This is a genomic window from Pseudomonas sp. W2-17, assembly GCF_041060445.1.
In the GTDB taxonomy this organism is placed as follows: Bacteria; Pseudomonadota; Gammaproteobacteria; order Pseudomonadales; family Pseudomonadaceae; genus Aquipseudomonas.
The window spans coordinates 13,940-27,584 of the sequence record NZ_JAUFNS010000023.1; the positions used below are offsets into that span (position 1 = coordinate 13,940).

The 13,645-nt window shown below is 61.0% G+C and carries 12 protein-coding genes; all 12 read right to left on the minus strand.

What is annotated here, in order from left to right; genetic code table 11:
- Positions 1-2: 2 nt before the first annotated feature.
- Positions 3-992: an NADH-quinone oxidoreductase subunit NuoH gene (nuoH, locus tag QWI20_RS22700; RefSeq protein ID WP_037008811.1), complete on the minus strand. Its 990-nt coding sequence runs from the start codon at positions 990-992 to the stop codon at positions 3-5.
- A complete protein-coding gene (nuoG, locus tag QWI20_RS22705) occupies positions 989-3,700 on the minus strand; it encodes an NADH-quinone oxidoreductase subunit NuoG (protein WP_369307323.1) in 2,712 nt (903 codons plus the stop codon). Before nuoG ends, nuoH begins: the two co-directional genes overlap by 4 nt.
- 134 nt (positions 3,701-3,834) lie before the next feature.
- On the minus strand, positions 3,835-5,193 hold the full coding sequence (gene nuoF / locus QWI20_RS22710; RefSeq protein ID WP_133777188.1) for an NADH-quinone oxidoreductase subunit NuoF: 1,359 nt from the start codon (positions 5,191-5,193) through the stop codon (positions 3,835-3,837).
- Positions 5,190-5,687, minus strand: a complete 498-nt coding sequence (nuoE, locus tag QWI20_RS22715; RefSeq protein WP_065989124.1) for an NADH-quinone oxidoreductase subunit NuoE — start codon at positions 5,685-5,687, stop codon at positions 5,190-5,192. Before nuoE ends, nuoF begins: the two co-directional genes overlap by 4 nt.
- Positions 5,688-5,689: 2 nt before the next feature.
- Entirely contained in the window at positions 5,690-7,471 is a 1,782-nt protein-coding gene (nuoC, locus tag QWI20_RS22720; protein WP_369307324.1) for an NADH-quinone oxidoreductase subunit C/D, read from the minus strand.
- Positions 7,472-7,545: 74 nt separating this feature from the next.
- The gene (locus QWI20_RS22725) at positions 7,546-8,220 is read right to left on the minus strand and encodes an NADH-quinone oxidoreductase subunit B family protein (RefSeq protein ID WP_065989126.1); all 675 of its coding nucleotides are present in this window, start codon (positions 8,218-8,220) and stop codon (positions 7,546-7,548) included.
- A gap of 10 nt (positions 8,221-8,230) precedes the next feature.
- Positions 8,231-8,644, minus strand: coding sequence for an NADH-quinone oxidoreductase subunit A (locus QWI20_RS22730; protein ID WP_037008823.1), 414 nt, complete (start codon positions 8,642-8,644; stop codon positions 8,231-8,233).
- Positions 8,645-9,133: 489 nt separating this feature from the next.
- Complete coding sequence (aceA, locus tag QWI20_RS22735; RefSeq protein WP_369307325.1) at positions 9,134-10,459, minus strand: isocitrate lyase; 1,326 nt, start codon at positions 10,457-10,459, stop codon at positions 9,134-9,136.
- Between the two features lie 123 nt (positions 10,460-10,582).
- On the minus strand, positions 10,583-10,726 hold the full coding sequence (locus tag QWI20_RS22740; RefSeq protein ID WP_369307326.1) for a hypothetical protein: 144 nt from the start codon (positions 10,724-10,726) through the stop codon (positions 10,583-10,585).
- Positions 10,727-11,102: 376 nt separating this feature from the next.
- Positions 11,103-11,891, minus strand: coding sequence for a secretin N-terminal domain-containing protein (locus tag QWI20_RS22745; RefSeq protein ID WP_369307327.1), 789 nt, complete (start codon positions 11,889-11,891; stop codon positions 11,103-11,105).
- A 164-nt stretch (positions 11,892-12,055) separates the two neighbouring features.
- Positions 12,056-12,481, minus strand: coding sequence for a GNAT family N-acetyltransferase (locus QWI20_RS22750; protein ID WP_369307328.1), 426 nt, complete (start codon positions 12,479-12,481; stop codon positions 12,056-12,058).
- The gene (locus QWI20_RS22755) at positions 12,474-13,640 is read right to left on the minus strand and encodes a cupin domain-containing protein (protein WP_369307329.1); all 1,167 of its coding nucleotides are present in this window, start codon (positions 13,638-13,640) and stop codon (positions 12,474-12,476) included. Before QWI20_RS22755 ends, QWI20_RS22750 begins: the two co-directional genes overlap by 8 nt.
- Positions 13,641-13,645: the final 5 nt, after the last annotated feature.

Below are 13,645 nucleotides of genomic sequence, written 5' to 3' on the forward strand. Positions count from 1 at the left end.
CCTCACTGAGCCGCCAGGACGACCGCAGCGGTCACCAGCAAATTGATCAGGGTCAGTGGCAAGCAGAACTTCCAGCTGAAATCCATCACCTGGTCATAACGCGGACGAGGGATCGAAGCACGCAACAGGATGAACAGCATGATGAAGAACGCGGTTTTCAGGGCAAACCACATGAACGACAGTTGCGGCAGGATATCGAACGGACCGTGCCAGCCACCGAAGAACAGGGTCACCAGCAGCGCCGAGATCAGGATGATGCCGATGTACTCACCGACGAAGAACATGCCCCATTTCATGCCGGCGTATTCAATGTGGTAACCGTCGGCCAGTTCCTGTTCCGCTTCCGGCTGGTCGAACGGGTGACGGTGAGTCACAGCGACGCCAGCGATGAAGAACGTACAGAAGCCGAAGAACTGCGGAATGATGAACCACAGGTGATCGGCCTGGTACTTGACGATGTCGCCCATGTTGAACGAACCGACCTGCACCACGATGCCCATCAGCGACAGGCCGAGGAACACTTCGTACGACACGGTCTGCGCCGAGGCACGCAAGCTGCCCAGCAGGGCGTACTTGTTGTTCGATGACCAACCGGCGAACAGCACCGCATAGACCGACAGACCGGCCATGGCGAAGAAGAACAGCAGACCGATGTTCAGGTCGGCGACCACCCAGGTCTGGGTGACCGGGATGACCGAGAACGCGATCAACAGCGCGCTCATGGCCACCACCGGCGCCAGGGTGAAGATCACTCGGTCGACGAAGGGCGGGTTCCAGTCCTCTTTAAAGAACATCTTCAGCATGTCGGCGGCGATCTGGAACATGCCGAACGGACCGACGCGGTTCGGACCGTAACGGTCCTGCCACCAGCCCAGCAGACGACGTTCGACAAAGCTGAGCAGCGCGCCGCAGACCACCACGGCGAGCAGCACCACGATGGCCTTGACGACAGCGATGATCGAGTCGATCACTTCAGGGGTGAACCAGGTCATTGAGCGGCCTCCTGCACTGCATCAACAGTTTTGCCGAACAGCGCCGGAGGAATGCCGGCCAGACCGGACGGCAGCGCCACCAGGCCTGCGCCCAGTTCTTCACTGATGCGCAGCGGCAGACGCAGGGTCTGGCCGGCAACGCTCAGGCTCAGCAGTGCGCCGTCGTTGACGCCTAGACGGTCCGCTTCGGACTTGGCCAGCGCCACATAGGCCTGAGGAATGCGCTCTTGAACCGGCGCGGCTTTGGAAGAGGTCTCTTCGCTGCCGAACAGGTGATAGAACGGCACGACCTGCCAGGTTCCTTGTGCAGGGGAGAAGGCACGCGGGACATTGGCGAACCAGCCCAGCTTGTTGCCGCTGCTTTCGATCAGGCGTACGCCCGGATCGCCAGCACGCAGGTGACCACCGACTTCGTCCTGGAACTTGTTCCACGCTTGTGGCGAGTTCCAGCCCGGCGACCAGGCAAACGGCACCTGGGAGCGTGGCTCGGCCGAGCCCGAGTAACCTTCCATCGAAAACGCGAACGCGGTGTCGATGTCTTGCGGCATACGGGGTTCGTGCACGCTGATGTTGGCGCGCATGGCGGTCCGGCCGCTGTAACGCAGCGGTTCACGGGCCAGTTTCAGACCCTTGATGCGGAAGGAAGCAGACGGCGCGGCACCGACGATGCCGGCCAGTTGCGGATTGCTGGCGGCGCAGGCGGCAGTGACGTGGTCAAGCTGTGTCCAGTCAACCGGCTGATTCAGCAGGGTAGCGCGCAGGGCATGCAGCCAGCGCCAGCCTTCGTGAACCAGAATGCTCGCGTCCAGGTAAGTCGGATCAAAGACCTGGAAGAAGCGCTGGGCGCGGCCTTCCTGGCTCACCAGGGTGCCGTCGCCTTCGGCGAAGCTTGCAGCCGGCAGCACCAGATGCGCACGGTCGGTGGTCGCAGTCTTCTGGTGATCGGCAACGATCACCACTTTCGCCGCCTTCAGTGCAGCCTCGACCGTCGCCGCGTCAACGCGGGTGAACAGGTCGTTTTCCAGCACAACGATGGCATCGGCCTGGCCCGAAATCACGGCCTGCAGCGCAGCGTCGACCGAGTCGCCACCGAACAGGGTCAGGCCCATGCTGTTGGCTTCCGGTACGATCAGGCTCAGCGAACCCTGCTTGTCGCGCAGCTTCAAGGCTTTGGCGATGTTCGCTGCGGCTTCGATCAGCGCGTTCGAACCCAGCGAGGCGCCGGACACGATCAGTGGGCGCTTGGCTTCGAGCAGAGCAGCAGCAATGCGCTCGGCCAGCTCCAGCGCTTCGCTGTCCAGACCGGCAACGGCCGGGGCACTCGGGTCGATGGCGTGGGCCACCGCGAAACCGATGCGCGCCAGGTCGTCAGGCGCCGCGTGCACGCACTCTTCGGCGATGTCGTCGAGGCGGGTGTCGGTCAGGCTGGCGATGAACAGCGGGTTCATCTCGTGCTGGCCGATGTTCTTCACCGCAGCGTCGAGCCATGGCTGGACTTTCATCGCAGCGGCCATGTCTTCGGCTTTGTTCTTCACCGACTGACGCAGACCGAGGGCCATGCGCGCAGCGGTCTGGGTGACGTCTTCGCCGAGGATGAACACGGCGTCGTGCTCTTCGACTTCACGCATCGTCGGGATCGGCAGCGGGCTGTCTTTCAGCACCTGGGCGATCAGACGCAGGCGCTCCAGCTCACCGGCTTCGATGCCCGAGTAGAAGTGCTCGGCGCCGACCAGCTCGCGCAGGGCGAAGTTGCTTTCCAGGCTGGCGCGCGGCGAACCGATACCAACGATGTTGCGCCCGCGCAGCAGGTCAGCGGCCTTGTCCAGCGCAGCGTCCAGGCCCAGCTTGATGCCTTCGGCCAGCGGCTGGCGTGGACGGTCCGTGCGGTTGACGTAGCCATAACCGAAACGGCCACGGTCGCAGAGGAAATACTGGTTCACCGAACCGTTGTAGCGGTTCTCGATACGGCGGATTTCGCCATAACGCTCGCCCGGGCTGATGTTGCAGCCGCTGGAGCAGCCGTGGCAGATGCTTGGCGAGAACTGCATGTCCCATTTCCGGTTGTAGCGCTCGGAGTGGGTCTTGTCAGTGAACACGCCGGTTGGGCAGACCTCGGTAAGGTTGCCGGAGAACTCGCTTTCCAGGGTGCCGTCTTCAACGCGACCGAAGTACACGTTGTCGTGGGCGCCGAACACGCCGAGGTCAGTGCCGCCGGCGTAGTCCTTATAGAAGCGCACGCAGCGATAGCAGGCGATGCAGCGGTTCATCTCGTGTGCGATGAACGGCCCCAGTTCCTGATTCTGGTGGGTGCGTTTGGTGAAGCGATAGCGGCGCTCGTTGTGGCCGGTCATCACCGTCATGTCCTGCAAATGACAGTGACCGCCTTCCTCGCAGACCGGGCAGTCGTGCGGGTGGTTGGTCATCAGCCATTCGACGACGCTGGCGCGAAACGCCTTGGATTCGTCGTCTTCGATGGAGATCCAGGTGTTGTCAGTGGCGGGTGTCATGCAGGACATGACGATACGACCACGGGTGTCGTTCTCGTCGGTGTACTGCTTGACCGCGCACTGGCGACAGGCGCCAACACTGCCAAGTGCCGGATGCCAGCAGAAATAAGGGATGTCGAGGCCCAGCGACAGACACGCCTGTAACAGGTTGTCTGCGCCATCGACTTCGAGCGCTTTGCCGTCTACGTGGATAGTGGCCATGGTTCAAAGTTCTTCGTTGGCCCGGTGTCAGCGGGCGTGGCTAATGGAATCTCGGTGCCATCCGACTCAAACAGCCTCGCGGCGTCGTCGGATGCAGGGAAGGCGGCCTTGTGGGCCGCCAACCGTTTATCGTGTTATGCGCCGACCACGGTCGGACTGCTGACTTGAGTCAGGCTGCCCGGACGTGCCGGGGCGATGCCTGCTTCGAACTCAGACCGGAAATACTTGATCGCGGCGCCCAGCGGTTCCACGGCGCCCGGTGCGTGAGCACAAAACGTCTTGCCAGGGCCGAGGAAGTTGACCAGGCCCAGCAGCGTCTCGATATCGCCGGGTTGACCCTCGCCTTTTTCGATGGAGCGCAGGATTTTCACGCTCCACGGCAAGCCGTCACGGCACGGGGTGCAGAAGCCACACGATTCCTGGGAGAAGAACTCTTCCAGGTTGCGCATAAGCGAGACCATGTTGACTTTGTCATCAACCGCCATCGCCATGCCGGTGCCCATCCGCGTGCCCACTTTGGCGACACCGCCTGCATAGAACTGGCAATCCAGATGCTCAGGAAGCAGGAAGCCTGTGCCTGCACCGCCGGGTTGCCAGCACTTGAGCTTGAAGCCGTCACGCATGCCGCCTGCGTAGTCTTCGAACAGCTCGCGCGCCGGCAGGCCGAATGGCAACTCCCACAGGCCCGGATTCTTCACCTTGCCGGAGAAGCCCATGATCTTGGTGCCCATGTCTTCGCTGCCCGGACGCGCGATGGCTTTGTACCAATCGTTGCCGTTGTTGACGATGGCCGGGACGTTGCACAGCGTTTCGACGTTATTGACGCAGGTCGGCTTGCCCCATACGCCCACCGCAGCGGGAAAGGGCGGCTTGGAGCGCGGGTTGGCGCGACGGCCTTCCAGGGAGTTGATCAGCGCGGTTTCTTCGCCGCAGATATAACGCCCGGCGCCGGTGTGCACGATCAGCTCGAAATCAAAACCGGTGCCGAGAATGTTCTTGCCCAGCAGGCCGGCCGCTTCGGCCTCTTTCACCGCACGGCGCAGGTGCACCGCCGCGGTGGTGTATTCGCCGCGCAAGAAGATGTAACCGCGGTAGGCCTTCAGTGCGCGAGCGCTGATCAGCATGCCTTCGATGAGCAGATGGGGCAGTTGCTCCATCAGCATGCGGTCCTTCCAGGTGTTCGGCTCCATTTCATCGGCGTTACACAGCAGGTAACGGATGTTCATGGATTCGTCTTTGGGCATCAGCCCCCACTTCACGCCCGTGGGGAAGCCGGCGCCGCCACGACCCTTGAGGCCGGAGTCTTTGACGGCCTGGACGATTTCGTCAGGCGACAGCGTAGCGAACGCTTTGCGCGCCGCTGCGTAACCGTCTTTCTTCTGATATTCATCGAGCCACACCGGCTCGCCGTCATCGCGCAGACGCCAGGTCAGCGGATGGGTTTCCGGGGCGCGGGCGATCAGGTTGGCGGGGCCGAAGGAAGTGATGGTCATACGTAACCCTCCAGCAGCGGGGCGACGCCCGCTGGCTGCAGATTGCCGAAAGTGTCGTCGTCGATCATGACCGCCGGCGCCTTGTCGCAGTTGCCCAGGCAGCAGGCCGGCAACAGCGTGAAGCGGCCGTCGGCGGTGGTCTGCCCCAGGCCGATGCCCAGCTTGCTCTGAATCTCGCTGACGATGTCTTCGTGACCGGCGATGAAACAGACCATGCTGTTGCACACGCGAATGATGTGGCGGCCTACCGGCTGACGGAAGATCTGGCTGTAGAACGTCGCCACGCCTTCAACATCGCTGGCAGGGATGCCCAGCACTTCGCCGATCGCGTAGATGGCGCCGTCCGGCACCCAGCCGCGTTCCTTCTGAACGATTTTCAGGGCTTCGATAGACGCCGCGCGCGGGTCCTCGTAGTGATGCATTTCGTGCTCGATGGCCGAGCGCTCGGATTCGCTCAGGGCGAAACGGTCTGTCTGGATAAGCGTGCTGTTCATGCTTAGCGGTCCACGTCGGCCATAACGAAATCGATACTACCCAGGTACGCAATCAAGTCCGCCACCATGCTGCCTTTGATCACCGAAGGGATCTGCTGCAGGTGCGGGTAGCTTGGGGTGCGAATCCGGGTACGGTAGCTCATGGTGCCGCCGTCGCTCGTCAGGTAATAACTGTTGATGCCCTTGGTCGCCTCGATCATCTGGAAGGATTCGTTGGCCGGCATGACCGGGCCCCACGAAACCTGCAGGAAGTGCGTGATCAGGGTTTCGATGTGCTGCAGGGTGCGTTCTTTCGGCGGCGGCGTGGTCAGCGGGTGATCCGCCTTGTACGGGCCGGCCGGCATGTTGCGCATGCACTGCTCGATGATTTTCAGGCTCTGGCGCATCTCTTCGACGCGCACGATGCAGCGATCGTAGGCGTCGCCATCGTGGGCCAGGGGCACTTCGAACTCGAAGTTCTCGTAGCCCGAATACGGACGCGCCTTGCGAAGGTCGAAGTCCAGACCGGTCGCCCGCAGGCTCGGCCCGGTGACGCCCCATTCCAACGCTTCCTTGGTGTTGTACGCAGCGACGCCGACGGTACGTCCCTTGAGGATGCTGTTCTGCAGCGCCGCCTTGGTGTACTCGTCGAGACGCTTGGGCATCCAGTCGATGAAGTCCTTGACCAGTTTCTCCCAGCCGCGCGGCAAGTCGTGGGCAACGCCGCCGATGCGGAACCAGGCCGGGTGCAGACGGAAACCGGTGACGGCTTCGATCACGGTGTAGGCGCGCTGACGGTCGGTGAAGGTGAAGAACACCGGGGTCATGGCGCCCACGTCCTGGATGTACGTCCCCAGGAACAGCAGGTGGCTGGTGATGCGGAAGAACTCGGACATCATGATGCGGATGACGTTGACCCGATCCGGCACGGTGATGCCGGCCAGTTTCTCGACCGAGAGCACGTACGGCAGGTTGTTCATCACGCCGCCGAGGTAATCGATGCGGTCGGTGTACGGAATGTAGCTGTGCCATGACTGGCGCTCGGCCATCTTCTCGGCACCACGGTGGTGGTAACCGATGTCAGGCACGCAGTCGACGATCTCTTCGCCGTCCAGCTGCAGGATGATGCGGAAGGCGCCGTGGGCCGAAGGGTGGTTCGGGCCCAGGTTGAGGAACATGTAGTCCTCGTTGGTACCGGAACGCTTCATGCCCCAGTCTTCCGGACGGAAACGCGCGGCTTCCTCTTCCAGTTGCTGCTTGGCGAGGGTCAGGCTGTACGGGTCGAACTCGGTGGCACGGGCCGGGAAGTCCTTGCGCAGCGGGTGACCTTCCCAGGTCGGCGGCATCATGATCCGGGTCAGGTGCGGGTGGCCCGGGAAGTCGATCCCGAACATGTCCCAGACTTCACGCTCGTACCAGTTGGCGTTCGGCCAGATGCCGGTCACGGTCGGCATGCTCAGGTCGCTTTCGGACAGCGCGACCTTGATCATGACGTCGCTGTTACGTTCTATCGACATCAAGTGATAGAACACGGTGAAGTCGGCGTCCGGCAGGCCACGGCGCTTGGTGCGCAGGCGTTCGTCGACGCCGTGCAGGTCGTACAGCATCACGTACGGCTTGGGCATCTGACGCAGGAAGGTCAGGATTTCGATCAGCCGGGCACGTTGCACCCACAGCACGGGCATGCCAGTGACGGTGGACTGGGCGCTGAAGGCTTCAGCGCCAAAACGGTTATGGAGTTCAACGACGACTTCATGGTCGTCAGCCTTGTGAGGCGGGATGTACAGAGCGGTGTCTGCAGTCATAGGTCTCGATCGCTATCGGTCAACGTACAGAATGAACCCAGGTTCAGGCTTCTTTTTGTAAAAGAAAAACTGGATCAGACTTCGTCGGGGCTGCGCAGGTTGGTCACCGCAATACGCTGTTCGCGGCGCTGTTCCTTCTGCGACGGCATCTCGGCGCGATAAACGCCCTGATCACCGACGACCCAGGAAAGGGGACGACGCTCCTGGCCAATGGATTCCTGCAACAACATCAGGCCTTGCAGAAATGCCTCTGGACGGGGCGGGCAGCCGGGCACGTAAACATCCACAGGGAGGAATTTATCCACGCCCTGAACCACGGAATAGATGTCATACATGCCACCGGAGTTGGCACAGGCGCCCATGGAGATGACCCACTTGGGCTCCAGCATTTGCTCATAGAGGCGCTGGATGATCGGGGCCATCTTCAGAAACGGGGTGCCGGCGATCACCATGAAATCCGCCTGACGCGGCGATGCCCGGATCACTTCGGCGCCGAAGCGCGCGATGTCGTGGGGCGCCGTGAAGGCGGTGGTCATTTCCACATAGCAGCACGACAGACCGAAGTTGTACGGCCAAAGGGAGTTCTTGCGACCCCAGTTGACGGCACCATTCAGCACGTCTTCGAGCTTGCCCATGTAGATGTTTTTGTGGACTTGGTCTTCTAACGGATCGGAAACGACTTCGCGTTCGCCGATGGGGTACTGCTCGTTAGGAGCATCCGGGTCGATCCTGGTGAGATTATATTGCATTGCCAAAGCCTCATTGTTTTAGCTTCGCCTGCCGGTTACGACGACCAACGGGAGCCCAATCGAGCGCCCCTACCCGCCATAGGTAGACAAGACCTGCCAACAGAATTGCTATGAAAACGAGCGCTTCGGCGAAGCCGGTCCAGCCGCTTTCGCGGACGGACACAGACCAGGCGTACAGAAAGAGGGCTTCAATGTCGAAAATCACGAAAAGCATCGCGACCAGATAGAATTTTGCCGAGAGCCGCAGACGGGCGCCGCCGGTGGGCAGCATGCCGGATTCGAACGGTTCGTTTTTGCTGCGGCCCCACGCTTTGGAACCCAGCAGGCTGGAAAGGCCGAGCATGAAGGCGCAGAGGCCGACTACACCAAGGAGAAACACGGCGAAGCCCCAATTGTGGGCAATCAATCCTGTCGAGTCGGGCATGCTGGCAGTCCTTAACAGAGAGCAAAGGTCTCTGGGCTTGGAAAAGAAGTAGAAGCAGTGACGATATGTCGCAGTGCGATCAATTCCGGGATTTTATGTGCAAAAGGAGGGCAAGTAAATTTTCTGCATCAAATTTATTCGCAGGATTAATGAGATAGGTCACGGTTTTCATGCTTAGCCCCAGCGGGGACGGGCATCGAAGAGGGTTTGGAGAAATATGTTTCTTACGGAGCGGCGACAGTTCAGCCGGACTTAAATGATAATAAATATCATTTGGCGGCAGTATTTGATGTGTGTCACTGGAACGTGACGAAGTTCCCGATAAATTAGCCGGGAGAACAAGTCGGTAATTGATTGTGTGGTTAATTAACTTTTAGGCGCTGATTTGAGTTGTCTATCGTTAATAGTTGACTGGCAACGTAGGTTAAATCCCTCGCTGTCATCAGAAAGCCGCCCGCAGGCGGCCTCTGAATCCCATTGCATAGTGGCTTAATGGAACTGTTCTTCTTCCGTCGAGCCAGTCAGTGCGGTCACTGAAGACTTGCCGCCCTGAATGACCGTGGTCATGTCATCGAAGTAGCCGGTGCCCACTTCCTGCTGGTGCGCCACGAACGTGTAGCCCTTGGCGGCGTCGGCAAACTCCTGCTCTTGCAGTTTCACGTAGGCAGTCATGTCGTTGCGGGCGTAGTCATGCGCGAGGTTGAACATGCTGTGCCACATATTGTGGATGCCTGCCAGGGTGATGAACTGATGCTTGTAGCCCATTGCCGACAGCTCGCGCTGGAATTTGGCGATGGTCGCGTCGTCCAGGTTCTTCTTCCAGTTGAAGGAAGGCGAGCAGTTGTAGGACAGCAGCTGATCCGGGTATTCCTTTTTGATCGCTTCGGCGAAGCGGCGGGCCTCGTCCAGATCCGGCTTGGCGGTCTCACACCAGATCAGATCGGCATACGGCGCGTACGCCAGGCCACGGGCAATCGCCTGGTCAAGGCCGGCGCGGACTTTGTAGAAGCCTTCCGGCGTGCGGGTGCCGGTCACGAACGGCTGGTCGTACGGGTCGCAGTCCGAGGTCAGCAGGTCGGCGGCGTTGGCGTCGGTACGCGCCAGAATGATCGTCGGCACGCCGGCCACGTCAGCCGCCAGGCGGGCAGCCACCAGCTTCTGTACGGCTTCCTGGGTGGGAACCAAAACCTTGCCGCCCATGTGGCCGCATTTTTTCACGGAGGCCAGTTGGTCTTCGAAGTGCACGCCGGCAGCGCCTGCCTCGATCATGCTCTTCATCAGTTCATAAGCGTTGAGCACGCCGCCGAAACCGGCCTCAGCGTCGGCAACGATCGGCGCGAAGTAATCGATGTAGCCGTCGTCGCCCGGGTTCTTGCCGGCTTTCCACTGGATCTGGTCGGCACGGCGGAACGAGTTATTGATGCGCTTGACCACGGTCGGCACCGAGTCCACCGGGTACAGCGACTGATCGGGGTACATCGATTCAGCGGAGTTGTTGTCCGCCGCGACTTGCCAGCCTGACAGGTAAATCGCCTGGATGCCGGCTTTGACTTGTTGCACGGCCTGGCCACCGGTGAGGGCGCCCATGCAGTTGACGAAATCCTTGTCGGGTCGGAAGGACGGCTTGGCGCCCTGGGTCACCAGGTTCCACAGCTTGTCAGCGCCCAGCTTTGCAAACGTGTGTTCAGGCTGAACCGAGCCACGCAGGCGGACGACGTCAGCAGCGGAGTAGGTGCGGGTCACGCCTTTCCAGCGTGGATTCTCGGCCCAGTCTTTCTCGATGGCTGCAATGTGTTGTTCGCGTGTCAGTGCCATGGGGTAAACCTCGTTGCTTGGTGTTGTGGGTCTTGAGGTGAAGCTCCTTGCTTCGCCGGCGCCGGGTGTTTCTTCAAGGCGCACTGATGGCTGCTCACTGAATCGGAAAGCATGGATTCTCAGTCAGATTTTTTCGCCATCAGGATGATGAGGCGATGAAGCTGCCTTTTGGGCGGAAAGGACGCTAATCGGCACGAACGTGTTGAGTTCGAGCGCGATCAGGAGGCGTTCTGCGCAGCCTCCGATCAGCGGGAGCGAGGCCATCATGCCTCGACACTTTGGCCTCGTCAAATACTTTGTAGTGCTTTTCTGGTTGCACTACATAATTCGTCGAATGCGACTTGGCGGTCAGTTTCGGGCGTGCGGGTGCTGGGAAGGGGAAGTCAGCGCGGGTACTGGGCGGTCACGGCATGAAGGCAGGATGTAGTGTCTGTTCAGGCACTACATAATTGGCGGTATCTAACCGGAATAGCACGGATGGCCACGGTCCATGTGGGAGCGAGCTTGCTCGCGAAAGCCTTGTGTCAGCCACCAGAAAGCCATTGGCCGAACCGGCCTCTTCGCGAGCAAGCTCACTCCCACAAGATTTGTGCAGTGGCCAGCACACCATGGGGTCTAGCGTCGTGATAACGAGCGGTTCCCCTCAATCCAGGCTATCAACCTTCACCCGCAGCTGCATGTCGTTGCTGCCCTGCGTTGAGTAGCGACGGGCCACACCATGCTCGTCGGCGCGGGACTGGTCGCTGACGCCGGCGAGCGTAATCCACTCACCCAGCCGACCGCTGACTTGCGTGTCGGTGCTCTGCACCTTGATGGCGTCGGCCTGTTGCTGACTCATGCGGTCGTTGTTGGTGCTGATGCTCAGGTGGACGATGTCGCCGGTGACCGTCGCGGTGACATAGAAGCCCTGGGTCACGTTGCGGTATTGCGTGTTGGTCTGCGGGTAGCCATAAGCATCGGACTGCACCGAGGTGATCGGTATGCTCTGGCCCATCTGAATCAGAGCCGGCGTACCTTCATTGGCCTGAACCTGCTGCACGCCGCCGTCGCGGCTGGCGGTGCCGTAATTCTGGATGCGGGTCCGGCCGTCGGCGCTGATGCGTCCGTCCTGGGAACGCACGGTGCCGTTGACCGAGTAGCCCTGGTCGCTCTGGACCGTGCTGTCGCTGGTGTCGACGCTGATCATCAGCCGTTTGGGCGCAGTGTCGAGCTGGCCGAGGAGGTCGCGCAGCTCGCTGATCTTGTCCGGTTCGGCGTTGACGATCAGCTTGTTGCCATAGGCATTGACGCTGCCTTCATTGCCCAGAAACGACTTCACGGTGGGCAGCAGATCGTCGCTGGTGCGGTAATTCAGGGGGATGACTTCAGTGGCGGCCGCAGCCGTGAAGCTGCAGGCCAACAGCAATGAAGCGAGCAGGGTGCGTAATGACATCAATGTGGTCTCCGCGAAAGGCACGTCTAAACGACGAGTTTGCCAGTTTGTCGGCCTGCGCAGCGCCAAGTTGAATTCCCAGGCAGCAAAACGCCCCGGCGCCCGCGTTTCAGCATAGACAGCTAAAGCGCGAACGCCGGGGCGCCGGATGCAGCGATGGGCAATCAGTGCGCGTTGCGCACCATGTCCACGTGGGGCAGGCCGGCTTCGAGAAACTCGTCACTGACCACGGTAAAGCCAAAGCGCTCATACAACGCGGTGGCATGAACCTGAGCGCTGAGCCGCGTCTGTTTCAGATCGCGGCGCTGCGCTTCGGCGAGGATCGCGGTGATCAACGCTTCACCCACATTCAGGCCACGCCAGTCCTTGAGCACGGACAGTCGGCCGAACTCACCGTCCGGCAACAGGCGCGCGGTGCCCACGGCGTAATCGCCTTCCAGCGCCAGAAAGTGCAGAGCGTCTGCATCTTCCGAGTCCCATTCCAGTTCGGGCGGCACCGACTGCTCGGACACGAATACAGCGTCGCGAATGCGCCGGATGTCGGCGTTGTCTTTCTGCCAGTCGGCTACCCGTACGTGGATTTTATTCATCAGCAAACCCCAGACTTCCTTGTTTGACCAGCTCACAGAGCAGGTTACGTCCATCGTCATCTGCCAGCCATTGGCCCAGATTGTCGATGTGCAGCGCATCGGCCGCGCAAATCATTTTAAGCAATTCACGCAGATGACCCGGCAACAGACGGCTCTGACCGCTGGCGAACAGCAGCAGGTCGTCGTCGACTTCCGACCACGCCAGTCGCGCGCTCGGGTTGCGGATCAGCACGGCGCCCTGTTCCAGACTGTCGAGCAGCTCGCTCTCGGCCAGTTCCGGGCCAACCACCAGCTCGGGATAACGCGGCTCGGTCATGAACTGGCCGAACCAGGTCAGCAGCAGGCGCTCGTCACCCATGTGCTCGGCCAGCAAGCCTTTCAGGCGGTCGAGGGCATCACGCTGAATCTGGTGCGGATCGCTCACCGGTTGCGCGTCGGCATCGGTGTAGCGTTCTTCTTCAGACATGAACTGGCTGAGGAAGTCCGTGAAGTGGGTCAGCACTTCAGCGGCGCTTGGCGCGCGGAAGCCCACCGAATACGTCAGGCACTCATCCACCGCGACGCCGCAGTGGGCCAGACGTGGCGGCAGATAGAGCATGTCGCCCGGTTCCAGCGTCCATTCGTCGGTCCCCTGGAAGTCGGCGAGGATGCGCAGGTCGGCGTGCTCGAGCAGTTTGCTCTCGGCGTCGCACATCTGACCGATCTGCCAGTGACGCTTGCCGTGGCCCTGCAGCAGGAACACGTCGTAGTTGTCGAAATGCGGACCCACGCTGCCGCCCGGCGCGGCGTAGCTGATCATCACGTCATCGATGCGCCAGCTCGGCAGGAACCGGAAGTGTTCCAGCAGTTCGCTGACTTCAGGCACGAACTGATCCACGGCCTGGACCAGCAAGGTCCACTCACGCTCCGGCAGTTTGCTGAATTCGTCTTCGGCGAACGGGCCGCGGCGCAGCTCCCACGGGCGCTCGCCTTTCTCGATGACCAGGCGCGATTCAACTTCTTCCTCCAGCGCCAGGCCGGCCAGTTCGTCGGCGTCGATCGGGCTCTGGAAATCCGGAATGGCCTGACGGATCAGCAAAGGTTTCTTCTGCCAGTAGTCACGCAGGAACTCGCGCGCTGTGATGCCACCTAGGAGCTGAAGAGGGATGTCAGGATTCATGTGTA

Excerpts from the sequence above, each read along its gene's own strand:
- nuoH (WP_037008811.1), bottom strand. The coding sequence starts at position 992 with ATGACCTGGTTCACCCCTGAAGTGATCGACTCGATCATCGCTGTCGTC.
- aceA (WP_369307325.1), bottom strand. The coding sequence starts at position 10,459 with ATGGCACTGACACGCGAACAACACATTGCAGCCATCGAGAAAGACTGG.
- nuoC (WP_369307324.1), bottom strand. The coding sequence starts at position 7,471 with ATGACTGCAGACACCGCTCTGTACATCCCGCCTCACAAGGCTGACGAC.
- QWI20_RS22755 (WP_369307329.1), bottom strand. The coding sequence starts at position 13,640 with ATGAATCCTGACATCCCTCTTCAGCTCCTAGGTGGCATCACAGCGCGC.
- QWI20_RS22725 (WP_065989126.1), bottom strand. The coding sequence starts at position 8,220 with ATGCAATATAATCTCACCAGGATCGACCCGGATGCTCCTAACGAGCAG.
- QWI20_RS22730 (WP_037008823.1), bottom strand. The coding sequence starts at position 8,644 with ATGCCCGACTCGACAGGATTGATTGCCCACAATTGGGGCTTCGCCGTG.
- nuoE (WP_065989124.1), bottom strand. The coding sequence starts at position 5,687 with ATGAACAGCACGCTTATCCAGACAGACCGTTTCGCCCTGAGCGAATCC.
- QWI20_RS22750 (WP_369307328.1), bottom strand. The coding sequence starts at position 12,481 with ATGAATAAAATCCACGTACGGGTAGCCGACTGGCAGAAAGACAACGCC.
- nuoF (WP_133777188.1), bottom strand. The coding sequence starts at position 5,193 with ATGACCATCACTTCCTTCGGCCCCGCCAACCTGATCGCCCGCGCCCCG.
- QWI20_RS22740 (WP_369307326.1), bottom strand. The coding sequence starts at position 10,726 with ATGATGGCCTCGCTCCCGCTGATCGGAGGCTGCGCAGAACGCCTCCTG.
- nuoG (WP_369307323.1), bottom strand. The coding sequence starts at position 3,700 with ATGGCCACTATCCACGTAGACGGCAAAGCGCTCGAAGTCGATGGCGCA.
- QWI20_RS22745 (WP_369307327.1), bottom strand. The coding sequence starts at position 11,891 with ATGTCATTACGCACCCTGCTCGCTTCATTGCTGTTGGCCTGCAGCTTC.